Annotated in this window: 28 protein-coding genes, 1 tRNA gene and 2 pseudogenes; 17 read left to right on the top strand and 14 right to left on the bottom strand. The window is 68.6% G+C overall.

Features of this window, described 5'->3' with window-relative positions:
• Nucleotides 1-43: 43 nt before the first annotated feature.
• The 7 genes from C441_RS09125 to C441_RS09095 form a co-directional block, all read right to left on the bottom strand.
• Nucleotides 44-277: a hypothetical protein gene (locus tag C441_RS09125; RefSeq protein ID WP_007274845.1), complete on the bottom strand. Its 234-nt coding sequence runs from the start codon at nt 275-277 to the stop codon at nt 44-46.
• 107 nt (nt 278-384) lie between these two features.
• Entirely contained in the window at nt 385-975 is a 591-nt protein-coding gene (locus C441_RS09120) for a 50S ribosomal protein L15e (protein WP_004970404.1), read from the bottom strand.
• A gap of 399 nt (nt 976-1,374) precedes the next feature.
• The gene (locus C441_RS09115; protein ID WP_007274844.1) at nt 1,375-2,286 is read right to left on the bottom strand and encodes a serine/threonine-protein kinase RIO2; all 912 of its coding nucleotides are present in this window, start codon (nt 2,284-2,286) and stop codon (nt 1,375-1,377) included.
• 212 nt (nt 2,287-2,498) lie between these two features.
• Entirely contained in the window at nt 2,499-3,260 is a 762-nt protein-coding gene (locus C441_RS09110; RefSeq protein ID WP_007274843.1) for an MBL fold metallo-hydrolase, read from the bottom strand.
• Nucleotides 3,261-3,339: 79 nt separating this feature from the next.
• On the bottom strand, nt 3,340-4,107 hold the full coding sequence (locus C441_RS09105) for a helix-turn-helix domain-containing protein (RefSeq protein ID WP_007274842.1): 768 nt from the start codon (nt 4,105-4,107) through the stop codon (nt 3,340-3,342).
• 145 nt (nt 4,108-4,252) lie between these two features.
• Complete coding sequence (locus tag C441_RS09100) at nt 4,253-5,308, bottom strand: sensor histidine kinase (RefSeq protein ID WP_049920523.1); 1,056 nt, start codon at nt 5,306-5,308, stop codon at nt 4,253-4,255.
• 48 nt (nt 5,309-5,356) lie between these two features.
• Entirely contained in the window at nt 5,357-6,007 is a 651-nt protein-coding gene (locus tag C441_RS09095) for a VOC family protein (protein WP_007274840.1), read from the bottom strand.
• 90 nt (nt 6,008-6,097) lie between these two features.
• Here C441_RS09095 and C441_RS09090 point away from each other — a divergent pair, with 90 nt between their 5' ends.
• The 3 genes from C441_RS09090 to C441_RS09080 all read left to right on the top strand — a co-directional run bounded on the left by C441_RS09090 (nt 6,098) and on the right by C441_RS09080 (nt 8,820).
• The gene (locus C441_RS09090) at nt 6,098-6,925 is read left to right on the top strand and encodes a lipoate--protein ligase family protein (protein ID WP_007274839.1); all 828 of its coding nucleotides are present in this window, start codon (nt 6,098-6,100) and stop codon (nt 6,923-6,925) included.
• Between the two features lie 120 nt (nt 6,926-7,045).
• Nucleotides 7,046-7,927 (top strand): deoxyribonuclease IV, encoded by an 882-nt coding sequence (locus tag C441_RS09085; RefSeq protein WP_007274838.1) that lies wholly within the window; start codon nt 7,046-7,048, stop codon nt 7,925-7,927.
• 95 nt (nt 7,928-8,022) lie between these two features.
• Nucleotides 8,023-8,820 carry a class I SAM-dependent methyltransferase gene (locus C441_RS09080; protein WP_338041845.1) on the top strand — a complete coding sequence of 266 codons (798 nt, stop codon included), beginning with the start codon at nt 8,023-8,025 and terminating at the stop codon, nt 8,818-8,820.
• 63 nt (nt 8,821-8,883) lie between these two features.
• Here the strand turns inward: C441_RS09080 and C441_RS09075 are convergent, their stop codons facing one another.
• On the bottom strand, nt 8,884-9,519 hold the full coding sequence (locus C441_RS09075; protein ID WP_007274836.1) for an NAD(P)-dependent oxidoreductase: 636 nt from the start codon (nt 9,517-9,519) through the stop codon (nt 8,884-8,886).
• Between the two features lie 150 nt (nt 9,520-9,669).
• On the opposite strand from C441_RS09075, the gene C441_RS09070 reads away from it, so the two are divergent.
• Nucleotides 9,670-10,017, top strand: a complete 348-nt coding sequence (locus tag C441_RS09070) for a winged helix-turn-helix transcriptional regulator (protein WP_007274835.1) — start codon at nt 9,670-9,672, stop codon at nt 10,015-10,017.
• Between the two features lie 18 nt (nt 10,018-10,035).
• On the opposite strand, the gene C441_RS09065 is transcribed toward C441_RS09070, so the two are convergent.
• Nucleotides 10,036-10,251 carry a zinc ribbon domain-containing protein gene (locus C441_RS09065; RefSeq protein WP_007274834.1) on the bottom strand — a complete coding sequence of 72 codons (216 nt, stop codon included), beginning with the start codon at nt 10,249-10,251 and terminating at the stop codon, nt 10,036-10,038.
• A gap of 75 nt (nt 10,252-10,326) precedes the next feature.
• Between C441_RS09065 and C441_RS09060 the strand changes: the two are divergent.
• Nucleotides 10,327-10,512, top strand: a pseudogene (locus tag C441_RS09060) (hypothetical protein); the annotation flags it as partial.
• A 64-nt stretch (nt 10,513-10,576) separates the two neighbouring features.
• Here the strand turns inward: C441_RS09060 and C441_RS09055 are convergent.
• The gene (locus C441_RS09055) at nt 10,577-11,224 is read right to left on the bottom strand and encodes a DUF7095 family protein (protein WP_007274832.1); all 648 of its coding nucleotides are present in this window, start codon (nt 11,222-11,224) and stop codon (nt 10,577-10,579) included.
• Nucleotides 11,225-11,366: 142 nt separating this feature from the next.
• On the opposite strand from C441_RS09055, the gene ncsA reads away from it, so the two are divergent.
• Nucleotides 11,367-12,332 carry a tRNA 2-thiolation protein NcsA gene (gene ncsA / locus C441_RS09050; protein WP_007274831.1) on the top strand — a complete coding sequence of 322 codons (966 nt, stop codon included), beginning with the start codon at nt 11,367-11,369 and terminating at the stop codon, nt 12,330-12,332.
• A gap of 178 nt (nt 12,333-12,510) precedes the next feature.
• On the opposite strand, the gene ftsZ is transcribed toward ncsA, so the two are convergent.
• The 3 genes from ftsZ to C441_RS09035 form a co-directional block, all read right to left on the bottom strand.
• Nucleotides 12,511-13,719 carry a cell division protein FtsZ gene (gene ftsZ / locus C441_RS09045; RefSeq protein ID WP_007274830.1) on the bottom strand — a complete coding sequence of 403 codons (1,209 nt, stop codon included), beginning with the start codon at nt 13,717-13,719 and terminating at the stop codon, nt 12,511-12,513.
• A 2-nt stretch (nt 13,720-13,721) separates the two neighbouring features.
• Nucleotides 13,722-13,907, bottom strand: coding sequence for a ribbon-helix-helix domain-containing protein (locus tag C441_RS09040; protein ID WP_004970382.1), 186 nt, complete (start codon nt 13,905-13,907; stop codon nt 13,722-13,724).
• 212 nt (nt 13,908-14,119) lie between these two features.
• The gene (locus tag C441_RS09035; RefSeq protein WP_007274829.1) at nt 14,120-14,725 is read right to left on the bottom strand and encodes a double zinc ribbon domain-containing protein; all 606 of its coding nucleotides are present in this window, start codon (nt 14,723-14,725) and stop codon (nt 14,120-14,122) included.
• A gap of 112 nt (nt 14,726-14,837) precedes the next feature.
• Between C441_RS09035 and C441_RS09030 the strand changes: the two genes are divergently transcribed.
• From C441_RS09030 to C441_RS08985, 10 genes are all read left to right on the top strand, one after another.
• Nucleotides 14,838-14,911, top strand: a tRNA-Tyr gene (locus C441_RS09030).
• Nucleotides 14,912-15,147: 236 nt separating this feature from the next.
• Nucleotides 15,148-16,131, top strand: a complete 984-nt coding sequence (locus C441_RS09025; RefSeq protein ID WP_007274828.1) for an aldo/keto reductase — start codon at nt 15,148-15,150, stop codon at nt 16,129-16,131.
• 80 nt (nt 16,132-16,211) lie between these two features.
• Nucleotides 16,212-16,847 carry an HAD family hydrolase gene (locus C441_RS09020; protein WP_007274827.1) on the top strand — a complete coding sequence of 212 codons (636 nt, stop codon included), beginning with the start codon at nt 16,212-16,214 and terminating at the stop codon, nt 16,845-16,847.
• Nucleotides 16,838-17,746 carry a CobD/CbiB family cobalamin biosynthesis protein gene (locus tag C441_RS09015; protein WP_007274826.1) on the top strand — a complete coding sequence of 303 codons (909 nt, stop codon included), beginning with the start codon at nt 16,838-16,840 and terminating at the stop codon, nt 17,744-17,746. Before C441_RS09020 ends, C441_RS09015 begins: the two co-directional genes overlap by 10 nt.
• Nucleotides 17,737-18,501: an adenosylcobinamide-GDP ribazoletransferase gene (gene cobS, locus C441_RS09010; RefSeq protein WP_007274825.1), complete on the top strand. Its 765-nt coding sequence runs from the start codon at nt 17,737-17,739 to the stop codon at nt 18,499-18,501. The genes C441_RS09015 and cobS overlap by 10 nt, the downstream gene beginning before the upstream one ends.
• Nucleotides 18,501-19,172 (top strand): GTP--adenosylcobinamide-phosphate guanylyltransferase, encoded by a 672-nt coding sequence (locus C441_RS09005; protein ID WP_007274824.1) that lies wholly within the window; start codon nt 18,501-18,503, stop codon nt 19,170-19,172. Before cobS ends, C441_RS09005 begins: the two co-directional genes overlap by 1 nt.
• Entirely contained in the window at nt 19,163-20,203 is a 1,041-nt protein-coding gene (locus C441_RS09000) for a nicotinate-nucleotide--dimethylbenzimidazole phosphoribosyltransferase (protein WP_007274823.1), read from the top strand. The genes C441_RS09005 and C441_RS09000 overlap by 10 nt, the downstream gene beginning before the upstream one ends.
• Entirely contained in the window at nt 20,193-21,215 is a 1,023-nt protein-coding gene (gene cobD / locus C441_RS08995) for a threonine-phosphate decarboxylase CobD (protein ID WP_007274822.1), read from the top strand. The genes C441_RS09000 and cobD overlap by 11 nt, the downstream gene beginning before the upstream one ends.
• The gene (locus C441_RS08990; RefSeq protein ID WP_007274821.1) at nt 21,208-21,954 is read left to right on the top strand and encodes an adenosylcobinamide amidohydrolase; all 747 of its coding nucleotides are present in this window, start codon (nt 21,208-21,210) and stop codon (nt 21,952-21,954) included. Before cobD ends, C441_RS08990 begins: the two co-directional genes overlap by 8 nt.
• A 98-nt stretch (nt 21,955-22,052) precedes the next feature.
• Nucleotides 22,053-23,066: a pyridoxal phosphate-dependent aminotransferase gene (locus tag C441_RS08985; RefSeq protein ID WP_007274820.1), complete on the top strand. Its 1,014-nt coding sequence runs from the start codon at nt 22,053-22,055 to the stop codon at nt 23,064-23,066.
• Nucleotides 23,067-23,114: 48 nt separating this feature from the next.
• Here the strand turns inward: C441_RS08985 and C441_RS20515 are convergent, their stop codons facing one another.
• Nucleotides 23,115-23,237, bottom strand: coding sequence for a hypothetical protein (locus tag C441_RS20515; protein WP_275040267.1), 123 nt, complete (start codon nt 23,235-23,237; stop codon nt 23,115-23,117).
• 109 nt (nt 23,238-23,346) lie between these two features.
• Between C441_RS20515 and C441_RS20130 the strand changes: the two are divergent.
• A pseudogene (locus C441_RS20130) lies at nt 23,347-24,108 on the top strand (nucleotide-binding protein); the annotation flags it as partial.

The following is a 24,108-nucleotide window of genomic DNA, read 5'->3' as shown; positions in this document are numbered from 1 at the left end:
TCTCACCGACGGCCCTTTTCGACCCGCAGAGCGACGCCCGAACCTACTTCCCGGGAACCGCGACGGGCGACCCCCGCCGCCGGTTTCGATTCTGGAGGTAGAAGGCGAGGACGGCGAGGCCGCCGAGAACCGGCAGGAGGACGAACGCGACGAAAAACCCGACGGCCCACATGTCTGCCGTGTCCATCGCTCGGCGCTTCGCGTCGCGGTATAGCCACGCCGCGCCGAGGACCGCGGCGGCAACGAGTATCGGCCCGCTGAGTTCGATACTGACCATGGGGTCGATTCGATGGTCCGGCCCCGCCGCGATAAGCGTGGGTGCTTCGAGACGGAGCCGCGGCTCGACGGTCGATAAAGAGAGAAATCGGCGCGGTGCGCGGGGCGTTACTTGCCGCGGCCGTTGCCGGCGCGGATGGAGGGACGGTTGTGCTCCGTGCCCTTGCCGCGGTTCTGGAGACCGCGGTTCTTCTTGCCCGCGTTGGTGAGACCGCGGAAGGCGCGGCCCTCGTGGGTGTCGTCGCAGATCCAGTTGAGGTCGTCGTCGTTCTGGATGGCCGGGTGCTCGGGGTCGACGAGGATGACTTCCTGCCACTTCTGGGAGCCGTCCTGTCCGACGCCGTAGGAGTTCAGCACGCGCAGGTTGGGGTGCTTGCGCGAGGCGCGCTCCTCCGCGATGCGCGGGATGGACTTGCGGCGGCCGATGCGGTTGACGCCCTGGCGCTTCGTGCGGCGGCCGGCCTTGTGGCGCTGTTTGCGCGCGCCGCCCTTGCGGACGGAGACGCGGACCACGATGATGCCCTGCTTGGCCTTGTAGCCGAGCTCACGGGCCTTGTCGAGGCGGGTGGGGCGCTCGATGCGCTCGATAGCGCCCTGCTCGCGCCACTCCTGTTTTCGCTGCCACTGGAGTTCGGCCAGCTTGCCTTCCTTCGGGGTCTTCCACGCTTCCTTGATGTGGGAATAGAAGCTTCGTGCCATTGTGTATCACCGCGGGCGCTTGCGATTCAGTCCGTCGGGGAACTCCCCTGAGACCACATTTCGTCCCGTGCGTGACGGGTGCCCTCTGGCGTGCCCGCATTGCCAGCGAGTTGGCGGAACTACCAACAGGGGAGGGTTAAGGACTTCGGATTCTCGCGACGCGTGTGCCACCGACTGGCGCGGTGAACCGGCCGAAAAAGACGGTATCGAGGGTGCGCCCGCCGCGGCTCAGCCTTCCATCCCGCCGAGCGACGCCTTCACCATCAACGGCAGTTCTCCCGAAATCCACATTTCATATCGCGCTATCTGATTTATCACCGCGGAAACCGGCTACCGCCACGGCTCTGGAAACCTCACTAGTGACGGCAGAAAGCGGCGTTCCGGGTCGTTGGGGGGGGTTCAGACGGCGAACGCGCCGATGCGTTCGAACTCGTTTTCGGCGATAGCGTCGGACACCGCGTCGATGTCGACGTCGTCGGGCATCTCGCCGGGGTACTTGCGGCGGAAGTAGCCGACGATGTTCTTCGCGTCGCGCGCGAGGAGTTCGCGGGCGTTGTCGTGGTCGGTCGGGACGGCCTGCGGCCAGTCGAAGACCGTGACGCCGCGCTCGCCGACCGCGACGTTGTACTCGGACATGTCGGCGTGGACGTAGCCGGCCTCGTAGGCCTCGGCCATCTCGGAGAGAATCAGGTCGAGGACGCCCGTCACCTGCTCGGATTCGAGCTTCGCCTTGGCGAGTTCGACGCCGTCGAGTTTCGCCATGATGATCGCGTGGCGGTTGTGGTCGACGGGGCGCGGGACCGACACCTGCGGGAACAGGGTTTCGAGCGCCTCGTACTCGCGTTCGGCCGCCTTGCGGGCGGTGTAGAGCCACGAGACGTGGTGGTTCTCGGAGGTGTAGTCGCGCTCGCGGCGCACCTCGCGGAAGTTGGTGTACCCCTCGCGGTGGAACTTGAGCGCGAGCGGCTTGAACGACTGCACCTCGAACACGTCGCTTTCCTTACCGACGCCGAGGGGCGCGCCGAATCCCTGAATGGTGTCTCGTTGGGCGAACGTCCGGAGGGCGAGCGCGTCGTACCCCTCGACCGTGAGCTTGTACCCCTCGTACTGGATGGTCTTGCGCTCGATGAGCTCGCGGGTCATACAGCGGTCGATGCGGTAGTCGACCTCCTCGGCGGTCAGCCCCGAGTTCTTCGGGAGCTTCTCCCGGTTGACCCACTCGCTGAAGCGCATGCCCTGCTCGACGCCCGAGAGGAGGTAGAAGTCCTCGGGCTCGAGTTCGGCCATGACGCCGGCGACGTTCCGTACCATGCACGTCCGTCCGTCGGCGAGGCGTAAAAGGCCCGCGAGTCGGCGAATGTCGCCCGTGATAAATTGCATGTGACGATACGGAATCGGGCGTGACGACTCACGCAGTTTCGGAGGGTGGTGTGGGGGTCGGCGTCCCCGTCAGAACTGACCGAAAGAGTTGCTACGCACAGTGGCTACTACCGTTCTACCGTAGTCGCCCCGTGGAACTGCCGTTACAGAGACACCTGCTCACCGTCTTCGGGGACGAGGACGTTCTCGGTCTCCGCTCGCAGTTCCTCACGAGAGAGCAGACAGTGATTGATGGCTTCCATGTGGACAACTGCCACGGTCGCATCCGTGGCCTCCCGGACGGCCGCGATGTCTTCGACGCCCATCGTGATTGGTTCGCCCTGGTCGAACTGTGCTTCCCCACCGTTGAGGACGACCATCTCAGGTTCGAACCGGTCGAGCGTTTCCGCTACCGGGTCGTACCAGATGGTGTCCCCGGCGATGTACAGCGATTTCTCGCCCTCGAAGACGAACCCGGAGACAGGGCCCATCCCCTCGGCGAGTTCGCCGTGGCCGTGCTGTCCCGGCGTCCGGTGGATCGTCACCCCGTCGAACGACGTCTCGTCTTCGACGGGTCGCACGTCGGTGAAGCCCTCGTCGCTGAACGCGTCTGCGTCCTCGGGTTGGCAGAACAGCGGCACGTCCGCATCGAGTTTCTCTCTGGCCGCCTCGTCCCAGTGGTCGGGGTGGCGATGCGTGACGACCACGGCGTCGTAGTCGAGTTCGACGTCCGGGAGCGGCACTAACGGATTTCGCTTCTGGTTCGCCGTCGTGAGGAACTCGGGCACCGCCGGGTTGTCCGTCACCGTCGGCATCTCGCCCTGCGGCGTGAACATGGGGTCAACGAGGAACGTGGTGTCATCGACCGTCGCAAGCACCGTCGCGTTTCGCACGAGTCGTACGCGAATCTCGGAGTCGTTTGTCATACGTACCTCGCTTGGGGAGTTGACCGGTTACGATTTGTTCTGAAATATTCCAACCCCCCCGATTCGGGCGTGGTGGCAACTACTCGATGAACTCAACGTCCCCGAGGTCGAGGGACGTGTCGATATCGACGGTCATCGAGTCGGCGGCGAACTGTTCGGCAAGCCACGCCTCGGCTCGGTTGAGTCGGTACTGGAGCGTGGAACTCGGCACGTCGATCTCCTCGGCGATCTCGCTAACCGAGGCCTTCCGAGGTTCTTCGTAGTAGCCGCGAGTGAGCGCGGCTTCCAGTGCTGTCTTTTGCGCTGTCGTAAGGTCGTGCTGTGTCCGTCCATCTTCGAGCAGACAGGGGGGTTCGCCGAGTCGTTCGACCGTCAGCGAAAGTCCGTCGCGGAGATTCGCTCGAACGTCGTCGTGTAAGGTTCCGAGCGAGCCGTCGACGAGGAGGTGCCAGCGGAACTGGTCGCCGTGGCGTTCCGACCGCATTATCACACCCTCACCGAGGTGGTTCGCGGCGGCGATCGGGAGTGACCGCGGCCCGTCACCTTCCCGCTGGAGCGAGTAGATTTTCCGCGATTCCGGGTTCGACGAGAGCATCTCGTACCTGTACTCGGTGACCGGTGCGCCGCACATCCCGGCCAAACTCGACTCTTGGGCGACCCGTTCGAGGCGCTCGTCGTACTCGTCGAGGACGGACGGTGTGCCGACGAGCTTCTCGATGCCCCATACCGCCTCGCTGGTCGCTTGCACCTGCATCGACCGCGCGTACAAATCGGGAGACTCGATGAAGACGTCCATCAGTGGGTCGGCCCCTCGCTCGTACTCGATGGTAAACACGACCTCGCGCATTATGGGATAATTCCGTTCGGTGGGTATAACCGCTCGGCTCCTATCTCAGAAACGCGCTCCTGATTGGGTGTACGTCTCCGAGCGCCCGGTTCAATCGGCGAAACCGCGCGAAAATCACTATCTCCCCGCCTCCGAGGCTGTGGACTCAGGCCGCGTCGAGGTGGAACTCGACGACCGCACCCTCGCCCTCTTCGGTCGGCGGGAGTCGGAGTTCGCCGCCGTAGGCCTCCACGATCCACTTCGAGAGCCAGAGGCCCAGCCCGTTGCCGTGGGCGAGGTCGCTCTCTTCGACGTTCTGCTCGATGAGTTCGCGCTGGTGGTCGGGGATGCCCGGCCCGTCGTCGGTCACGCGCACGACGACCTCGCCCCCGACGCGCTCGAACGCGAGTTCGATTGTGGGGGCGGAACCGGCGTGTTCGAGCGCGTTGTCGACGACTTCACGGAACGCGATTTTCAGCTTCTTCCCGCCGACGACCGTTGCTGGACCGTCACCGCTGACGGTGATGGTCGCCTCGGGGTTGGCCGCCGAGCGGTCGTCGACGAGCGAGTCGAGGAGCGCGCGTAGGTCGACCGTCTCGCCCCCGTGGTCGCTGTCGACGAGTTGGGTGACGGTCTTGACCTGGTCGCTCATCGTGCCGAGGTCGTCTCCGGTCGCTTTCAGTCGCTCGCCGATGCGGACGGTCTCTTCGTCGCCGCCGTCGGTGGCGAGTCGGTCGCCCCAGCCGAGGAGCAACTGCGCGGTGTGTCGGAGGTTGTGGCGGACGAGTCGGTTGATGACCGCGGAGCGTTTGTACTGCTCGGACAGCTCGCGGGTCCGAATCCGGCGCACGTCGTTGATACCGATGAGGACGTGCGCGACGGCGCTCACGCCGACGACGACGGCGGCGCTGAAAAGCGGCTCGCTGACCCCTCCGCCCGCGGCCCGCTGGTAGCTCCCGATGAGCGCGAGCACGAACACGGTGACGACGACGCCGAGGAGGTTCCAGCCGGCGACGCGGGCGACGTGAGCGGTCTTGAGGTCGCTTCGGTAGACGACGGGGCCGACGGCGACGAAGAGCACCGAGATGACGAGGCCGAAGGCCGCGGCGACGAGTCCCGCGAGGTCGGATGCGACCGAGGCGACGCTGTTCGAGACGATGACGAACAGGGCCACCCCGGTGAGACTGAGCGACCCCGCGCTAACGAGACGAGAGACGTTCACGGTTCGTTGACTCTCCTAGTGCTAATAACGCTTCTTTGAAACGAGTTGTCACTCGGCGTTGACGCGGTAGGGAAGCCCCTCGGGGTCGAAAACGCCGTCCGCGTCGCACCGCGCCGACACCGGGCCGACGGTCGCCTCGCTGTCGGTCGGATACCACGCGCGGCCGACCGGCGAGACGACGAATCGGGCGTCCCGGTCGCCGACGAACACGAGGTCGCCGCCCTCGAACGACTCCAGCGGCTCGATGCCGAGCGCCTCGGTCAGAGACGCAACGAACGACTCCACGTCGGGGACGGCCATCCCGACCTCGGTCGCGCCGCGGAGGTCGGTCGCCGGGTCGAACTCGCCGGTCGCGTCGCCGTCGTAGCAGACGTACTCGATGACGTTGCCCTCGGGGTCCTCGAAGTAGACGGAGTCACAGCCGAGGAAGTCGAACCGGACGCTCGGTCCCTCGTCGGTGTCGAGCACGTCCACGCCCGCGCGGTCGTCCAACCACGCGACCACGGAGTCGACCGCGGCGGCGACGGTGAACGCGAGGTGGCCGGGGTCGGTGTCGCCGAGTTCGAACCACAGGGTCGTCTCCCCGGCGGTCGCCGAGCGCTGTGACCCGGGGACGGCCGCGAAGCCGAGCGTCTCGACGTAGAACTCACACAGCGAGATGGGGTCTGTCGCGGCGAGGGCGACGCGGGTGAACTTCATGGTTCCACGTCACCGCGGTGCGGTTTAACGGAATCGCTCGCGTCGGCCGAGCGTCGAAATCGCTTTCTCCCGGATGGACGAAGCCCACGTATGAACGACTCGCAGGGGTCGATTGCCGACCGCGAGTGGCGGGTGATTCCCGAGGAGGTCCGACCGGGACCGATGCAGATGGCGCTCGACGAGGTCGCCGGCGAGACGGCCGCCGCGGGCGGCCCCCGGACCGTCCGCGTCTACTCGTGGGAGCCGAGTTGCCTCTCGCTGGGCTACGGACAGGACCCGGAGACGGTCGACTGGGGCTACTGCGACCGCGAGGGAATCGACGTGACCCGCCGACAGACCGGCGGTGGCGGCATCTACCACGACCGCCACGGCGACGTGGCGTACTCCATCGCCGCGCCGAAATCGGAGCTACCGGGCGACCTCATGGACTGCTATCACCTGCTGTGCGAGCCGATTTTGGACGCGATTCGCGCGGTCGGCGTGGACGTGGACTTCGTCGACGACGACGTGCCCGTCATCTGGCATCCCGCCTGCTACCTGCGGGCGCTCCACCCCGCCCACGACATGGTCGCCGCGGGGCGGAAGGTCGCGGGCAACGCCCAGTACCGCCGCCGCGACGCCGTCGTCCAGCACGGCTCTCTCACCTACTCGGTGGACGCCGAGACGCACCTCGACGTGTTCGACGGCCACGACGTGACGCCCGAGGCGTTCCGCGAGCGCGTCGTCGGCATCGACGAACTCGCCGACGCCTCCCGCGGGGAGTTCGTCGCGGCGCTGACCGAGTCGCTCTCGGGGTTCGTCGACGCCGACGAGGGGTCGTGGACCGACGCGGAACTCGACCGCGCGCGCGAGAAAGTCGACGAGAAGTACCGCGCGGACGACTGGGTGCGCCGCCGCCCGGGGTCGCGGTCCGACTGAGCGGCCGCCGTCGTCGTTGTCGTCGTCGCCGCTCGCCGCGACCCCGCCACCGCTCTCTCGTCGTCCGACGTCGCCGCCGACTCCGAAGTCCCTTTGTTCGGGTACGCCGTCGGACTCCCCATGCAAGTCGGCGCACACGTCTCGATGTCCAGTTCGAAGGTCTCGTCCGACGACGAGACGCCACCGCACGGTAACGTCGCCAACGCCGTCTTCCGGCAGGTCGCCTTCGGCGGCAACTGCGGGCAGATTTTCACCACCTCGCCGCAGGTGTGGCGCGACCCCGACATCTCCGACGCGGAGGCCGAACTGTTCCGCGAGGAGACCGCCGACAACCTGGCCGGCCCGTGGGTCATCCACTCGTCGTATCTCGTCAACCTCTGTACGCCCAAAGACGGCCTCCGGCAGAAGTCGCTGGACTCGATGCAGACGGAGGTCGACATGGCCGACAAACTCGGCATCGAGTACGTGAACGTCCACCTCGGCGCTCACACCGGCGCGGGCGAACAGCAGGGCCTCGACAACGCCGTCTCCGTCCTCGACGACCTCGACATCCCCGACGGCGTCACCGTCCTCATCGAGTCCGACGCGGGCTCGGGCACCAAGATGGGCGACGACTTCGCCCACCTCGGCTACGTCCTCGAAGAGTCCGAACAGGACCTCGACGTCTGTCTCGACACCGCCCACGCGTTCGCCGCGGGCTACGACCTCTCGACGGCCGCGGGCGTCGACGAGACGTTCGAGGAACTCGACGCCGAGGTCGGACTGGAGCACCTCAAGTGCGTCCACCTCAACGACTCGAAACACGAGTGCGGGACGAACAAGGACGAACACGCGCTCATCGGCGAGGGCCTCATCGGCGAGGAGGGCATGCGCGCGTTCATCAACCACGAGGCCATCGTCGACGACGACGTGCCGCTCGTCTTGGAGACGCCCACCGAGGACGGCAAGGGCTTCGCGTGGAACATCGAGCGCGTCCGCGAACTCCGCGCCGACGCGGAGTAAGACGCCGGACCGCGGGCCGGGACTCCAGCGGCCGCCGCTGAGTCTCGCATCGACCGTTTCGACTGTTTTTTGGGTCGCCGCGCCCGACTCCGCGTGTGCGACGTTTCTCCGAATCGTACCTCCGGCGGACGCGAGAAGGCATGTGGGACGACTCCCGCGCCGCCCTCGCCGACCTCGACCTCGGCGGTCGGACCCGCATCCTCGACGTGGGCTGTGGGACCGGCGAGTTCACGCGCGTCCTCGCGGAGGCCTCTGACGCCCGCGTCGTCGGCGTCGACGCCGACACCGACCTGCTTTCGGTCGCGGCCGACCGCGCCGGCATCGAGGCGGTCGCTGGAGATGCGACTCAGCTCCCCTTCGCCGCCGACAGCTTCGATTTGGTCGTCTGTCAGGCGCTCCTCGTGAACCTCCCGGACCCGACGGCCGCGCTCAGCGAGTTCGCCCGCGTCTCGTCTGACCTCGTGGCGACGGTCGAACCCGACAACGCGGCCGTCGGCGTCGACTCGACCGTCGAGGCCGAGGCCGCGCTCGACCGCCGGGTCAGAGACGCCTTCCGCGAGGGCGTGGCGACCGACGTGGCGCTCGGCGACCGCGTCCGTGGACTGTTCGCCGACGCCGGCCTGTCGGTCGTCGGGACCCGCCGGTACCACCACCGCAAGCTGACCGAGCCGCCGTACGACGACCACGACGTGCGGAGCGCGGCGAAGAAGGCGACCGGCGAGGGGTTGGACCGTCACGAGGCCGACCTCCGCCGGGGACTCGACGGCGACTCCTACGAGTCCGTCCGCCGGGAGTGGCGCGAGATGGGCCGCGAGGTCGTCCAGCAGATTCGAGACGGGGAGTACCGCCGGGCCGAGGTCGTCCCGTTCGACGTGACGACGGGCCGGGTGTAGTCGAGGGCACTCGACGGACCGAACCGATGGCCGAGTCACCGGCCGAAAAACGAGTCTATCTGTTCAGTAGCCGACCGCGAGCTGTTCGTGGACGGCGTCGCCGCTCTCCAGTTCGTTCGCGAACGCGATTGCGAAGTCCTCCATGGAGATGCGGCTCTCGCCGTCTTCGTCGGAGACGAGTTCGCCGAGCGCGGTCCGGAACTCGCCGGTCCGCTCGCCGGGTTCGATGAGCGCCGCGGGCGCGACGTAGGTCCACCGCAGGTCGTCGGCGTCTTCGAGCAGGCCGTACGCCTCGATGGCGGCGCTGGCGACGGGCTTCCACTCCTCTGGGAACTCCGGGGAGTCGATGAGTCGCGTGTCGGGGCCGACGTTCAGGATGCCCGCGCCGCCGGTCCAGACGAGGCGGTCGACCGAGGCGCGGTCCATCCCGTCGATGACCGCGTCGAGCATCTCGACGAGGACCTCGGGCGACTCGTCGCTCGGGCCGAGCGCGGAGGCGACCGCGTCGTGGCCCGCGGCGAGTCGCGCGATTTGGTCGGCGTCGGTCGCGTCGCCGGCGACCGCCGAGAAGTCGGGGTCGTCGACGCCGTCGACCGCGCCGCTTCGGGAGACGCCGGTCACCGCGTGCCCGCGGTTCAGGAGTTCGTTGGCGATTCGCGTGCCGATTCGGCCGCTCGCACCGAGGAGGAGTACGTTCATGATGGGTGTGTTGTGGGGCGTGTTGTAGGTCGTGTCGTGAGTGTGCTCGCCGTTCGGTTCGCCGCGACGATGCAGTCACATCGTCATACTTGGTCAATGAGAGTGAGTTTAATATACCTAAGCGAACCTCGGTGTGAGTAGGTCACGCCGATGTCACCGCACCAGAACCTCGAGACGAAGTACGAACAGTGTCCGGTCATCAAGACGCTCGAAGAGATCGGGTCGCGGTGGCGGATGACGGTCATCCACGTCCTGCGCGAGGGCGACCTCCGGTTCAACGAACTCAAGCGCGCGACGGGTGCGAACTCCCAGACGCTCTCGCGCGTGCTGGACGACCTCCAAGAGTTGGGCTACGTCGACCGCGAGGTCGAAGACGGCAGTCCCATCGCGGTGTACTACTCGCTCACACAGAAGGGCGAGGAACTGCTCCCGGCGTTCGACGACATCTACGAGTGGGGCGAAAAATGGATGTCCGCGGACGGTGGCGCTGAGTCGTAAGCGGCGGTTCGCGGGCGCTCAGCCGAGGAACAGGTCGACGAAGTTCCCGTTCGACTTGCCGCGGTAGAGTTCCGAGTAGCCGCAGTTCGCACACGAGACGACGGTGAACTGGCGGTTCTGGATGTCGAACATCTTCGAGAGGCCGCTTCCCGTGGTTGCGATGGAGTCGATTTCGGTCTCGGAGTGACCGCATTTCGGACAGCCGTCTCGGTCGGCGCTTGGTGGAGGGCTCATGTTGAACCGTTGAACTACCCCCGTAAAAAATGTACCTCCGAAACCACTTCCTTTCTCGCGCCCGCTGGTGAGCGTATGCCCGCCGGTGGTCTCGTGTTCCTCCTCTTCGTCCTCCTCAGCATCGGTGCCGCAGTCGCCCTCTACGCCGCGATTCGAGACGAGACGCGGGACCCGCCGACGATGAGCCGCGACGAGGCGGAGCGTCGCGCACGCGACGAGGGGATGCGCTACAACGAGGCGCGCGGCCGCGAGACCGACCGCGCCGACGACCGCGACTGGTAGCCGGTCGCCCCCGACTCGGTCCGGCCTCGATTCGGCTCCGCCCTCAGACCACGTCGCCGCGGACCGACGTGCCGGTCTGGTCGGCCCGGTAGGCTCGCATCGCCTCGACGGCCGTCTCGGCCTCGTCTCCCTCCAGTCCGAGCATCTCCAGCGCGCCCGAGAGCGTCGGGAAGGCGAACTCGCCGTTTCGGAGTTTCGACATCGCGTCCGACGAGCGCTGGCCGTCGGCGTAGAGGCAGACGCCGCGGGGGTCGAGAATCTGCTCGTAGGCCTCGCGTTCGACCGCGCCCTTCAGCCGCTGGGTGACGTTGTCCTCGAAGGAGGCGTTGCACACTTCGAGGTGGACCGGTTCGTCGTCGTCCGGGAGCAGGTGTGCGGCGAGGCACTTCTCGGGGGCGGCGTAGCCGTTCGCGTTGGCTCGCAACAGGTCGGGATGCTCGCGCGCCCACTCGGCGCGGACGCTCTTGCCGACGCCCTTCACGCCGTGGGACCGCTCGAACGACTCGGCCGCGTCGGGGTCGCCGCGGAGGAGGATGTCTTTCGTCACGTACACGTCGAGTCGGTCGAGGGGGTCGAGGCCGAGCGCCACGTCGCCGTAGACCCACACCTCGCGGACCGGGACGGGGAGCGTCTCGGACTCGACGGCGTCGACGACGGCGGCAACGCGGTCGAGGGCGGCGTCTCTGTCCATCGACTGTCCGTGGGGGTCGGAGGGCCAAACCGGTTGCGACCGAGCGCGGTCGGGTCGCCGGTTGCCGGTCGCCGGTCGGGCGTCCGACGGCAGTCGCCCCGAGGCGAAACCCGTATCCCTCCTGCCGGGCAAGCGACCGGCAATGGAGTGCGACAAGTGCGGCCGCGACGCGGTGATGCACGCGGCCTACTCCGGGGCCCACCTCTGCGACGACCACCTCTGCGCCTCGGTCGAGAAACGCGTTCGCCGCCGCATCCGCGAGGACAACATGCTCCCCCGCGATGCCAGCCCCGAGAACCCCCAGACGTGGGTCATCGGGCTGTCCGGCGGCAAAGACAGCGTCGTTCTCACACACATCCTCGACGACACGTTCGGGCGCGACCCGCGCATCGAACTCGTCGCCCTCACCATCCACGAGGGCATCGAGGGCTACCGCGACAAGTCCGTCGACGCCTGCGTCGAACTCGCCGAGGACCTCGACATCCACCACGAACTGGTCTCCTACGAGGACGAGTTCGGCGTCCAGATGGACGACGTGGTCGAGAAGGACCCCGAGAACATGGCCGCCTGCGCCTACTGCGGGGTGTTCCGCCGCGACCTGCTCGAACGCTTCGCCGACGACCTCGGCGCGGACAAACTGCTCACGGGACACAACCTCGACGACGAGGCGCAGACGGCGCTCATGAACTTCTTCGAGGGCGACCTCAAGCAGGTCGCAAAGCATTTCGACGCCAGCATCGGCGACTTCGAGAAGCGCCGCGACGCCGGCGAGTTCATCCCGCGGGCCAAGCCGTTGCGCGACGTGCCCGAAAAGGAGGTCGCGCTCTACGCCCACCTGAAGGACCTCCCCGCGCACATCACCGAGTGCCCCCATTCCTCGGAGGCCTACCGCGCCGAGATTCAGCAGTTGCTGTTGAAACTCGAAGAGAACCACCCCGGCACCCGCCACTCGATTATGGCCGGCTACGAGGAGTTGGCCGAGTTGACCGCCCGCGAGTACCGCGGCGAGGGCCGCGTCGACCTCAACGACTGCGAGCGCTGTGGGTCGAAAACCGCCGGTGACGTCTGTCGGAAGTGCCGGCTCATCGAGTCGATAGAGGCGGTCTGAGCGGCTACGGAACCGCACGGAACTCGTTTTGGGACGCGTCTTACGGGTCAGACAGAACCGAGTGCGGTCGCGTCGACCGAATCGGCGGCGACGCTCGCGGGGCGGAAAACGTCGTTTGCGAAAAAGAACCCACGAAACCCGACGGGCGCGGCGGCGTCCGAGCGGGTCCGACAGGGCGTTAGCGGATGACGTCGAGACCGTTGTTCTTCTCGACTTCGTCGCGGCCGCCGTCGGACCACGTGCCGCTCTGGGCCGTCTGGGCTCGCTCCGAGCTATCGAACTCCGAACCCGAACCCGAGTGCTGTTGCTGTGACTCGCGCGACTGGATGCTCTGGCGCGACTTGTCGGCCTGCTTCTGCGTCGTCGGGCCGAGGACCTGCGCGGACTGGACGCCCGTCATGATGGCCATGACGCGGACTTTCCCCTTGTACTCGTCCTGAATGCGAGCGCCCCAGATGACGTTCGCGGCGGCTTCCAGCCGTTCGGTGATGTTGCTCGCGATTCCCTCGGCCTCCTTCAGGGTGAGGTCGGGGCCGCCCGTGATGTGGACGAGACCGCCGGACGCACCGCGGTAGTCCACGTCGAGAAGCGGGTGGTTCATCGCGTCGTTGACCACCTCTTGGGTCTTGTTCTTGTCTTGGGTCTCGCCGACGAGCATCACCGCGACGCCGCCCTGATTCATGATAGTCGACATGTCGGCGTAGTCGAGGTTGATGAGGGACGGCTGGGTGATGGTCTCCGAGATGCCCTTGACGGTCTCGGCGATGATCTGGTCCATGACCGAGAACGCCTTGCCGATAGGCAGGTTCGGGACGTAATCGAGGAGGCGGTTGTTGTCCAGCACGATGATGGAGTCGGCCTCGTTGCGGAGGTTTTCGAGCCCCTCCTCGGCCTTGACCGTGCGGGCGCGCTCGACGTTGAACGGGGTCGAGACCATGCCCACGACGATTGCGCCCTGCTCCTTTGCGATCTTCGCGACGACGGGGGCCGCACCGGTCCCGGTGCCGCCGCCCATCCCCGCGGTGACGAACACGAGGTCGGCGTCGCCGAGCACGTCCTTGATCGTGCCCTGTGCCATCTCGGTCGCGCGCTCACCCATCGACGGGTCACCACCGGCACCGAGACCCTGCGTCAGGGACTTCCCGACGAGGATTTTCGTGTCCGCTTCGATCATCTTCAGGTGTTGCTTGTCGGTGTTGATGGCGACCGTGTCGGCCCCTTCGACACCGATGTTGTACAGGCGGTTGATGGTGTTGTTGCCGGCGCCACCAGCGCCGACGATGACGATTCGCGGGTCACCGAACTGGTCGTCGCTGTCGTCGAGCGACGACTGCGTCTTGCGCTCGGCCTCGTCCCGTTCCATCGCCTCGCGAACGATATCCTGCATAGTTACACCTTTGCCCAGCCGCGCTTGCTGGTAGATTCGCGCTGTCGCTTGTCAGTCGTCTGTTCATTGAGCATCTCGCGAACGGCGGAACGGATGGCTTCGGATCGGTTCGGGAACTCTCCCGTCTCGACCATCCGCTCGACCTCCTCGATCTGCTGCTTCGGAATTCGTAGTGTCACACGCTCCATGTTTACATTCCCCCGGTAAGACGGCGCGCCGCACTCGTGTGCGTGTGTCTTACACCCGGAAACCGACGGACGACGCCGGGTTTCGGGCCGCCGTCGGGCGGCTGTAAGACAACCGTCTTACGCGATAATCACCACAGAGGGATAGAATATAAATGTAACGGCGGTTGTAAGACAGGGGCTGAATATCCTGTATAGGGGGCTTTAATCGCCGGTTATGCTTGTTCCAGAACGTCGGCCGCGGGTGTCCGACGCCCGCAATCGGGGCAGAACGCCCAGTCGGACCGGAGTTCGTCGCCGCACTCGCAGAACACGCGGTGGGACGTCTTCTCGCCGCAGTTCGGGCAGTACACGTGGTCCGGACCCACGGATTCGCCACATTGGCCACAGCTCATCTCGGAGTCGCCCGCGTCTGGGGACTCCAGTTCTTCCCGTGTCTTACGAACCGTATTCGCCCCCGATTCGCCCTCGACAGCCGCGTTTACGCGGGATTCGTCGCCCGAACCATCGACGTTGATGTTGACGTTCAACCCCGACGGCGTCGGACGCTCGGCCTCGCGGGCCGCCGCGGCTTCCTCCACGAGCGTCGGGAGGCGTTCGTCCAGTCGGTCGTCGACGAGCTCCTCGACCCGCGCCGAAAGCGCACCGTCCAGCCTGTCGTCTCCGGCGGCGGTGTCGGACGCGTCGTCCGGGGCGTCGTCACGTTCCAGTTCGTCGAGGTACTGACGGAGCGCCTCGCGCATCACCTCGCTTTTCGAGGTGTCGAGGCGGTCCAGGCGCTCGACGAGGGCGTCGTCGGCGCGGAACGTGATTTTACTCATTACTCCGGGATTATCTCGGCACCATATCAATGTTCGCACCTGTCTGACACACAGCACACGCGGCGGCGAGAATGATAATGGTTAAACGCGTCGACCGGATACGAATCGGTGACCGCTCTTAGCTCAGCCTGGCAGAGCAGCCGACTGTAGATCGGCTTGTCCCCCGTTCAAATCGGGGAGAGCGGACTGAACTTCAACACCCGCGAGCGTAGCGAGCGGTGTCGAATGTGAAGGACGTCTCGACCCGATTTGAACAGCGAGCAACGCGGAGCGTTGCGAGTGAGTTCAAATCGGGGAGGTGGACCGTCGTCGACTCTGACCTGTAGCGTCCTCTGTCCCGTTTACGTAGACCCTCACGAACAATCGGAGTATATCTCGCCGCGACCCCGTGATTTACCCCCGTCTGTTCGGAAGCGAACAGTATGGATTCTCGACCGCTCGGCACGACCGGATTCGACGTTTCTGAAATCGCGCTGGGGACGTGGCAACTCGGCGGCAGTTGGGGCTCGGTGACCGACGACGAGGCGTATGACGCCATCGAGGCCGCGCTCGACGCGGGCATTAACTTCCTCGACACCGCGGACGTGTACGGCGACGGCGACAGCGAGCGCCGCATCGGCGACGCGCTCGCCGACCGCGACGACGACGTGGTCGTCGCCACCAAGGCGGGGCGTCGGCTCGACCCGCACGAGGCCGACGGCTACAACCGCGAGAACCTCGAGCGGTTCGTGGACCGAAGCCGGGACAACCTTGGCGTCGACTCGCTCGACCTCGTCCAGCTTCACTGCCCGCCGCGGGACGTGTACTACCGACCCGAGGTGTTCGACGCGCTCTCCGAGCTCCGCGACGCCGGGAAGATAGACCACTACGGCGTGAGCGTCGAGAAGGTCGAAGACGGGCTCAAGGCCATCGAGTACGACGGCGTGGAGACGGTCCAGATTATCTTCAATCCGCTTCGACAGCGACCCGCGGAACTGTTCTTCCGGGAGGCGGAGCGCCGGAACGTCGGCGTCATCGTCCGCGTCCCGCTCGCGTCGGGACTGCTCACCGGTGCCCTCTCCGAAGACGCCGAGTTCGGCGAGGACGACCACCGGAACTTCAACCGACACGGCGAGGCGTTCGACGTGGGCGAGACGTTCGCCGGAATCCCGTTCGAAGACGGCCTCGCCGCCGCGGACGCGATACAGGAGGTCGTCCCCGAGGGGGTGTCTCTCGCGCAGTTCACGCTCCGCTGGATTCTCTCGTTCGACGCCGTGAGCACCGTCATCCCCGGGTCGAAGACGCCGGCACACATCCGCGACAACGTCGCCGCCGCGTCGCTCCCGCCGCTGTCGGCCGACCAGTTCCAGCGCGTCGAGGAGGTCTACGACTCGTACGCGCGCGAACACGTCCACCACCGGTGGTGATGTTCCACCGCTGGTGACGCGAGGCCGCGGGGATCCCCCGCTTCGCTATATTCAAGTACAGTTTCGCCAATGAAATTCTAGTGGCAGTCACGTTCGACCTCTTCGGCACGCTCGTCGACGCCGAGTACCCGTCAGACCCCGGCGCGGCGGTCGCAGACGCGCTCCGCGAGTACGGCGTCGCCGTCCCCGACGACTGGGACGACGCCTACCGCGAGGTCCACATCGACGCGCCCGAGGGCGCGGAAGTCCCGCTTCCGGCCCACGTCGCCGCGGCGCTCCGCTCCCGGGGCGTCGACTCGCCTGACAACGCCGCCCGACGCGCAGTCGTCACGGCGTTCGACCCCGAGGTGACCACTCGTCCCGGCGCGGTCGAGGCAGTCGCCGCGGCCCGCGAGGCCGGCGCGGTCGGCCTCCTCTCGAACTGTTCCGTTCCCGAACTCGTCGCTCGGACGCTCATCCGGTCGGACCTCGACCGGCGCGGCTTCGACGACGTCACGACGAGCGTCGCCTGCGGCTGGCGGAAACCCCACCGGCAGGCGTTCGCGGCGGCCGCCCGCGGTCTCGACGTCGACGCGGCCGAATTGGTCCACGTCGGCGACGACCCGGACGCTGACGGCGGCGTCGAGGCGGTCGGCGGCCGCTTCGTGAACCTCCGGGAGACGACGCTCGAATCGGTCGCGGCGAGGTTGCGCGCCGGGGAGGACCCGTGCCCGTGACCGCCGCGGCCGCCGTCGTCGCCGCCGCGGCGCTGGACAAGGGCTTCGCCGAACCCCCAGCACGTATCCACCCGGTCGCGCTGTTCGGCCGACTCGTCTCGCCCGTCGACCGCGAGTGGTCCCGTCCGACGCTGGTCGGCGGGGTCGCCGCGGTCGCGCTTCCGGCGCTCGCCGCGGGCGTCGCCGCGGGTGCGACGTGGGCCGCGACGCTCGCCTCGCCGTGGCTCGGCGCGGCCGTCGCCGCCCTCGCGCTGTTTTCGACCACCAGCCTTCGGATGCTCCTCGACGCCGCCGAGGCGGTCGTCTCGGCGACCGCCGATGAGTCAGACCTCGACGCGGCCCGGTACGAACTCCGGGCGCTGGCCGGGCGCGACCCGTCGTCGCTCTCGGCGGCCGACATCCGGAGCGCCGCCGTCGAGAGCGCCGCGGAGAACCTCGCCGACGGCCTCGTCGCGCCGTTGCTCGCGTTTGCGCTCCTCGCGCCCGTCTCGCTCGCGCTCGCGGTCGGCGCGGCCGCGTGGGTGAAGGGCGTCAACACGCTCGATTCGATGCTCGGTTACCGACACAAGCCGGTCGGCCGCGTTCCGGCCCGCCTCGACGACGCGGTGATGTGGGTCCCGGCGCGCGTCTCGGCGGTCTTACTGGCCGTCGTCGCGGGTGCGCCGGCCACGGTGACGCGAGTCGGCGAGTTGGCGCGCCGCCCGTCGTCGCCCAACTCGGGGTGGCCGATGGCGACGCTCGCGGTCCTCCTTGAGACGCGACTCGAAAAGCCCGGTCACTACCTGCTTGACGGGGGGCCGGAGGCACCCGACGCGGCGACCGCCGCGCGGGGCGTCCGACTCGTCTCGCGGGCCGGCCTCCTCGCGTTCGCCGTCGCGGGGGTGGCGGCGTGGTTCTGACCGCGCTCCGCGGCGCGCTCGGCTTTCTCACCCGCCTCCCGGTCGGCGGCGACGAGTCCAACTGGGACGCCTTCAGGCGCGCGCCCGTGGCGTTTCCGCTCGCCGGCTACGTCGTCGGCGCGCTGGCCGCGCTCCCGTTGTTGCTTCCCCTGCCCATACCGACCGCGGCCGCGCTGTACCTCGTGACGCTGTATCTCGTGACGGGCGTCACCCACGCCGACGGCCTCGCGGACCTCGGCGACGCCGCGGTTGTCCACGGCGACGCCGACCGCCGGCTGTCGGTCCTGAAAGACTCGCAGACGGGGGTCGGCGGCCTGCTCGCGTTCGGGCTGACGCTCGTCGTCCTCGCGCTCGGCGCGTTCGGCCTCGCGGGCGCGGGGGGTCGCGTCGGCCTCACGGCCGCCGTCGCAATCGCCCTCGCCGCCGAGGTCGGCGCGAAAGCCGGCATGGCGACGCTGGTCTGTCTCGGCGCGCCCGCCCACGAGGGACTCGGCTCGGCGCTCGTCGGCGAGAACAGCCCGTCGGGGCTCCTCGCGGTCGCCGTGGCCTGTCTCCCGGTCGTCGCGCTCGCGCCGGTCACCGGCGGCCCCGCCGTCGTCGCGGCGCTCTGCTGTGGGCCGGTCGTCGCGCTCCTCGTCCGCTCGTGGGGGCGCGCCCGACTCGGCGGCGTCTCGGGCGACCTGCTCGGCGCGACGAACGAACTGGCCCGCGCCGCGGCCGTCCACGTGGGGGTGGTGACGTGGACGCTCTCGTGATGTGCGGCGGCCGCGGCACCCGCCTCGACGCGCCGGTCGAAAAGCCGCTCGTGGAAATCTGCGGGCGGCCCATGCTCGACCGGGTCGCCGCGGCGCTCCGCGACTCGTCGGTCGAGACCGTCCGTGCGGTCACCTCGCCGCACACGCCGAACACCCGCGAGCGAGCCGCCGACCTCGGTCTCGACCCCATCGAGGCCCCCGGCGACGGCTACGTCTCCGACCTCGACTTCGCGCTGGACCGCGTCTCCCGGCCGGTCGTCACCGTCGTTTCCGACCTGCCGCTCGTCGCTCCCGAACACGTCGACGCGGTCGTTTCGGCCGCCGACGGCGGGGCCGCCACCGCGTGCGTCCCCGTCGAACTGAAGCGCGACCTCGGAGCCAGCATAGACGACGCGCTCGTCTTCGACCACGAGGGGACCGCCGTCTGCCCGACCGGACTGGGCGTCGTCGGCCCCGCGACCGCGGACTCGACAGCCGACACCGACGCCGAGACGACGGCCGGAACCGACAGCGACACGGACTCCGGCACAGACACTGACACCGACAGCGACACTGACACCGACAGCGACACTGACACTCACCCGACCATGTACCTCTCCACAGATACCCGACTCGCACTCAACGTGAACCGTCCGACAGACATCGCGCTCGCGGAGGACCGATGCGAGTAGTCCTCGTCGCCGGCACGACCGAGACGGCGAAGATTCCCGGCATCAGCGCCGCCGGCGCGGACCCGTCGCTCGTCGGCCATACCCCGAGCGCCGACGCCGAAATCATCGAGTACGGCGAGCCCGTCCGCTCGCCGGTGACGCCGGTCAGTCCGACGGGCTGTCCGACGCCCGCGGCCGTCACCCGCGCCGTCAAGCAACTCACCGGCTTCGACGTGCTCACCGTGGACGCCGGCCTCGCCAAGCCGAGCGCCGCGCCGACCATCGACGTGGGCGCGCGCCCCGGCCGCGACATCCGCGAGAGCGAGCCGGTCCCGACCGCCCCCGGCGCGTTCGAGGCGGCCCGGCGGATGGGCCTCGCGCTCCCCGAGGACGAACTCGTCATCGGCGAGACCGTCCCCGGCGGGACGACCACCGCGCTCGCCGTGTTCCGCGCGCTCGGCGAGGAGTTCCCCGTCTCGTCGTCGCTCCCAGACAACCCGACGAGCCTGAAAGAGGAGGTCGTCGCGGAGGCGTTCGAGGCCAGCGACGTCGAACCCGGCTTCGCGGCTCACAAGCCCCGGCGCGCCGCCCGCTACCTCGGCGACCCGGTGCTTCCGGTCGTCGCCGGCCTCACCGTCGGCGCGCTCGAAAACGGCATCGACGTGATACTCGGCGGCGGGACGCAACTGCTCGCGGCCGCCGCGCTCGCCCGACACGCCGGCGCGAACGGCGGCCTGACGCTCGCCACCACCTCGTACCTCGCCGAGGACGTGCCCGAGTTGGCCGACGCCGCCGAGGCGTTCGACCTCGAACTGACCGTCACCGACCCCGGCTTCGAGACGCACCCGCTGGACCGCTACGACGCGGGCGAGGCCAAGGAGGGCGCGGGCATGGGCGGCGCGCTCATGCTCGCCGACCGGATGGGCGTCCTCGACGACGTGGAGGCGGCCACGCTCGACGTGCTCTCGACGCTGGACCCCGAAGCGGTCGAGACCGGGACCGCGGCGGCCGACGCCGGCGGCGCTGACGCCGATATCGACGATGGACCCTGAGTCCGTCCGGGCGGGGAGCCGCGTCCCGCACGGCGGGACCACCGACCCGACCGTCCTCGACTTCAGCGCGAACACCAACCCCGAGCGCCCCGACGGCGTCGAAACCGTGTATCGGGAGGCGTTCGACGCCGCGACCCGCTACCCCGACGACGACTACGCCGACTTCCGGGCGGCCGCCGGCGACTACGTCAGCTGTGCCCCCGCGTCGGTCGTGCCGACCGCCGGCGGCCTCGAAGCCCTGCGACTCGCGTTCGAGGTGACGCTCGCGCCCGGTGACACCGCGCTCGTCCCCGAGCCGAGCTTCGGCGAGTACGACCGCGAGATTCGCCTGCAGGGCGCGGAGCCGGTGGCGGTCGCCCACGACGACCTCCTCGACGCCGACCCAGCGGGCCACGCGGTCGCGGTCGTCTGCACCCCGAACAACCCGACGGGCGAACTCGTACCTGCGTCCGACCTCCGGGCGTTCGCGGCGCGCTGTCGCGAGGCCGACACGGTCCTCGTCGTCGACGAGGCGTTCCTCGATTTCACCGACGAGCCGAGCCTCGCGGGGGACCCCGGCGTCGTCGTCGCCCGGTCGCTGACGAAGATGTTCGGTCTGCCGGGCATCCGCGCGGGCTTCGCGGCCGCGACGGGCGACCTCGGCGACCGACTCGCCGTGGCCCGGCGGGCGTGGTCGCTCTCGACGCCCGCGGCCGCCGTCGGCGCGCACTGCATGCGAGACGAGGGGTTCGTCTCGCGCACCCGAGCGCGCGTCACAGACGAGCGCGAGCGACTCCGGGAGACGCTGTCCGAGGCCTTCGACGTCTCCCCGTCGGACGCGCCGTTTCTCCTCGTGGACGTCGGCGACCGCGACGTCGACGCGGTGGTCGAGACCGCCCGCGACCACGGCGTCGCCGTCCGGGACGCGACGACGTTTCCGACGCTCGACTCGCACGTCCGCGTCGCGGTGAAACGCCCGGACGAGAACGACGAACTGCTCCGGGCGCTCGCCGCCGTCGCCACCGATGTTTGAGGCGACGCGCCGCGACGGCGTCTGTCGGCTCGTTCGACCGAACACGCGGTGGCTCTCGACGGGCTACGCCGGCGGCGAGTCGCCGGCCGACGCCGCGTTCAACGTCACCGTCCCCGAGGGCTGGCCCGAGACCGACCTTGACGCGTATATCGAGCGACGGCTCTCGGCGGCCGGCTTCGACGAGCGCGGACCGACGCTCCTGACGGGCGTGGGGCAGGAACACGCCCGGCGCGCCCGGTTCGGCCCGGTCGAAGTCGTCGCCACCGCGGGCGTGTCGAACCCCGCGGAACTCCCGATAGACGACGACCCGAGCGGCGGGGGCGACGCGTCGCCAGCCTCGGACGCGGCGGCCGGCGACGGCCGAGTGGAGCGAAAGGACCGAGACGACCCGGTCGGCACGGTCAACGTCTTCGTCGGGACGACGCGGGCGCTCGAACCGGGCGCGCTCCCGAACCTCGTCGCCGTGGCCGCCGAGGCGAAGGCGGCGACGCTCCTCGCGCACTGCGGCGCGCCGGGGACGACGACCGACGCGGTGGTGGCCGCGTGCGACCCCGCCGGCGACCCGGTGACGTTCTCGGGGAGCGCCACCGAGGTCGGCAACGCGGCGCGGGTCTGCGTCCGCGACGCGGTGCGCGCGAGCCTCGATTCGCGGTACGACGCCGAGCCGATTCCGCGGGGCGTCGGCGAGGCGCGCTACGGCGTCGTCGCCGACGACCGGGCGACCGTCTCTCCGATTTGAGAACTCCGGTGAAACGACTGCTCGGCCGAGAAATCCTCGGTGGTAGCTAAACGGTTCCCGCAGAAGCTTTGATTACGGTCGGTTGCTAGCACGGTGGTATGGACCCCGGTTCCGTTTCAGACGTCGACCACGTGACCCACGGCGGGACCGCCGACCACTCGCTCGTCGATTTCAGCACCGGCTCGAACCCGGAGCGACCGTCCGGTCTCGCCGGCGTCTACGAGTCGGCGCTCTCCACGGCGCGGCGGGACTCGCTGGACGACTGCTCGCGGTTCCGCGTCGCCGCCGCGGCGTTCGTCGGCTGTAACCCCGACGAGGTCGTTCCCGCCGCGGGCGTCATCCAAGCGCTCCGACTCGCGGTGGGCGTGACCGTCTCGCCGGGCGACAGCGTGGCGCTTCCGGCCCCCTGCTGTGGCGAGTACGCACGGGAAGTCCGGCTCCAAGGCGGTGAACCGGTGCACGTGCCGCACGACAGACTCCTGGAGCGCGTCGACCCCGCCGAGCACGCGACGGTGATTCTCAGCTACCCCGCGAACCCCCTCGGAACGGCGTATCCGAGAGCCGAACTTCGGGCGTTCATCGACGACTGCCGCCGGGCCGACACGCCCGTCATCGTCGACGAGACGTACCTCGGCTTCACGCGCCTCCCGAGCACGGCCGGCCTCGACGGCGTCATCGCGCTCCACTCGGTGACGAATGTCTTCGGCGTCCCCTCGCTCCGCGCGGGCTTCGCGGCCGCGACGGGCGACCTCGGCGACCGGCTCTCGAGGGCGCGCTGTTCGTGGGTGCTTTCGTCCCCGGCGGTGGAGGTGGCGACCTTCTGTCTCGAACAGGACGACTTCCTCGAAGCGACGCGCGACCGGGTCGAACGGGAGCGCCCGCGGATACTCGCGGAACTGGACCGGCTCGGCTACGACCCGCACCCCGCCGACGGCGCGCTCGTGTTGTTCCGCGCCGCCGACGTCGACCGCGTGCTCCGCGAGACTCGGCGGCGCGGCTTCGCCGTCCGCGACGCCCGCGACTACCGGCGGCTCGACTCGCACGTCAGAATCAACGTCCGCCGCCCGGACGAAAACGACCGCCTGCTCGACGCGCTCGCCGAGGCGGTCTGACCCGCCGGGGCCGCGGACCTCGTTCGCACGCCTCGTTTCGTGCCGACGTCACCGATTCAGGTACACGACGAACGCGATGGTGAGGAGGGTCGCGTACACCGCGAACGTCGAGTCCTCGACTACGAAAGCGAACGATTGGATAACGATTCGGAGCATCGGTGCCCGTCTCATACCATGATGTCCTAGATATTAATTTTTGTTACCGATTGGATCGATATTCGTCGGCGCGCGTCCACACCCGTTCCGAACACTTATGCGAAATCACCGGGGACGTGGTGGCATGGTCGAGGCGTTCGCCGTCGCCAGCGGGAAGGGCGGCACCGGGAAGACGACGAGTACGCTCGCGCTGGGGATGGCGCTCGCCGAGGACTACGACGTGACCGTCATCGACGCGGACACGGGCATGGCGAACCTGCTTTTCCACGCCGGATTGGACGACGCCGACGTGACGCTCCACGACTTACTCGTCGACGAGCGCGACGCCGCGGTGTCCGACGCGGTGTACGAGCGGTTCGGCATGTCGGTCGTTCCCTGCGGGACGAGCCTCGCGGCGTTCGAGGCCGCGGACCCCGGTCGCCTCCGCGACGTGGTCGCCGAGCTCGCCGCCGACACGGACGTGCTCCTCCTCGATTCGCCCGCCGCGCTCGGCTCGAAGAGCGCGGTGCTCCCCGTCGTCCTCGCGGACCGCATCGTCGTCGTCCTCCAACCCACCGTTCCGTCGCTGTCCGACGGGCTGAAAGTCCAGGAGTACGCCCACTCCTACGGCACCGACACGGCGGGCGTGGTGTTCAACCGCGTGCGCCCCGACGAGAACGTCGACAAAATCGCGGAGCAGGCCGGCCGCTACTTCGGCGGGCAGACGCTCGCGTCGGTCCCCGAGAGCGACGCGGTCCGCGCGGCCCGCCGCGAGGGCAAGCCCCTCCTCGAACACGCGCCCGACGGCCCGGCCGCGGACGCCTTCCGCGAGGCGGCCGCCCGCCTCGACGTGCGCGACGGCGACGGCCGCGAGGTCGCAGAGCGGTTCAAAAGCGCCGTCGTCCCC

It is taken from the genome of Haloferax sulfurifontis ATCC BAA-897, assembly GCF_000337835.1.
Classification (GTDB): Archaea; Halobacteriota; Halobacteria; order Halobacteriales; family Haloferacaceae; genus Haloferax; species Haloferax denitrificans.
This window is presented reverse-complemented; position numbering and strand designations above follow the sequence as displayed.

What these genes read in the sequence shown, in the direction of transcription:
- C441_RS09125 (WP_007274845.1), bottom strand. Translation starts at nt 277, where the DNA reads ATGGTCAGTATCGAACTCAGCGGGCCGATACTCGTTGCCGCCGCGGTC.
- C441_RS09120 (WP_004970404.1), bottom strand. Translation starts at nt 975, where the DNA reads ATGGCACGAAGCTTCTATTCCCACATCAAGGAAGCGTGGAAGACCCCG.
- C441_RS09115 (WP_007274844.1), bottom strand. Translation starts at nt 2,286, where the DNA reads ATGGTACGGAACGTCGCCGGCGTCATGGCCGAACTCGAGCCCGAGGAC.
- C441_RS09110 (WP_007274843.1), bottom strand. Translation starts at nt 3,260, where the DNA reads ATGACAAACGACTCCGAGATTCGCGTACGACTCGTGCGAAACGCGACG.
- C441_RS09105 (WP_007274842.1), bottom strand. Translation starts at nt 4,107, where the DNA reads ATGCGCGAGGTCGTGTTTACCATCGAGTACGAGCGAGGGGCCGACCCA.
- C441_RS09095 (WP_007274840.1), bottom strand. Translation starts at nt 6,007, where the DNA reads ATGAAGTTCACCCGCGTCGCCCTCGCCGCGACAGACCCCATCTCGCTG.
- C441_RS09090 (WP_007274839.1), top strand. Translation starts at nt 6,098, where the DNA reads ATGAACGACTCGCAGGGGTCGATTGCCGACCGCGAGTGGCGGGTGATT.
- C441_RS09085 (WP_007274838.1), top strand. Translation starts at nt 7,046, where the DNA reads ATGCAAGTCGGCGCACACGTCTCGATGTCCAGTTCGAAGGTCTCGTCC.
- C441_RS09075 (WP_007274836.1), bottom strand. Translation starts at nt 9,519, where the DNA reads ATGAACGTACTCCTCCTCGGTGCGAGCGGCCGAATCGGCACGCGAATC.
- C441_RS09070 (WP_007274835.1), top strand. Translation starts at nt 9,670, where the DNA reads ATGTCACCGCACCAGAACCTCGAGACGAAGTACGAACAGTGTCCGGTC.
- C441_RS09065 (WP_007274834.1), bottom strand. Translation starts at nt 10,251, where the DNA reads ATGAGCCCTCCACCAAGCGCCGACCGAGACGGCTGTCCGAAATGCGGT.
- C441_RS09055 (WP_007274832.1), bottom strand. Translation starts at nt 11,224, where the DNA reads ATGGACAGAGACGCCGCCCTCGACCGCGTTGCCGCCGTCGTCGACGCC.
- ncsA (WP_007274831.1), top strand. Translation starts at nt 11,367, where the DNA reads ATGGAGTGCGACAAGTGCGGCCGCGACGCGGTGATGCACGCGGCCTAC.
- ftsZ (WP_007274830.1), bottom strand. Translation starts at nt 13,719, where the DNA reads ATGCAGGATATCGTTCGCGAGGCGATGGAACGGGACGAGGCCGAGCGC.
- C441_RS09040 (WP_004970382.1), bottom strand. Translation starts at nt 13,907, where the DNA reads ATGGAGCGTGTGACACTACGAATTCCGAAGCAGCAGATCGAGGAGGTC.
- C441_RS09035 (WP_007274829.1), bottom strand. Translation starts at nt 14,725, where the DNA reads ATGAGTAAAATCACGTTCCGCGCCGACGACGCCCTCGTCGAGCGCCTG.
- C441_RS09025 (WP_007274828.1), top strand. Translation starts at nt 15,148, where the DNA reads ATGGATTCTCGACCGCTCGGCACGACCGGATTCGACGTTTCTGAAATC.
- C441_RS09005 (WP_007274824.1), top strand. Translation starts at nt 18,501, where the DNA reads ATGTGCGGCGGCCGCGGCACCCGCCTCGACGCGCCGGTCGAAAAGCCG.
- C441_RS09000 (WP_007274823.1), top strand. Translation starts at nt 19,163, where the DNA reads ATGCGAGTAGTCCTCGTCGCCGGCACGACCGAGACGGCGAAGATTCCC.
- cobD (WP_007274822.1), top strand. Translation starts at nt 20,193, where the DNA reads ATGGACCCTGAGTCCGTCCGGGCGGGGAGCCGCGTCCCGCACGGCGGG.
- C441_RS08990 (WP_007274821.1), top strand. Translation starts at nt 21,208, where the DNA reads ATGTTTGAGGCGACGCGCCGCGACGGCGTCTGTCGGCTCGTTCGACCG.
- C441_RS08985 (WP_007274820.1), top strand. Translation starts at nt 22,053, where the DNA reads ATGGACCCCGGTTCCGTTTCAGACGTCGACCACGTGACCCACGGCGGG.
- C441_RS20515 (WP_275040267.1), bottom strand. Translation starts at nt 23,237, where the DNA reads ATGAGACGGGCACCGATGCTCCGAATCGTTATCCAATCGTTCGCTTTC.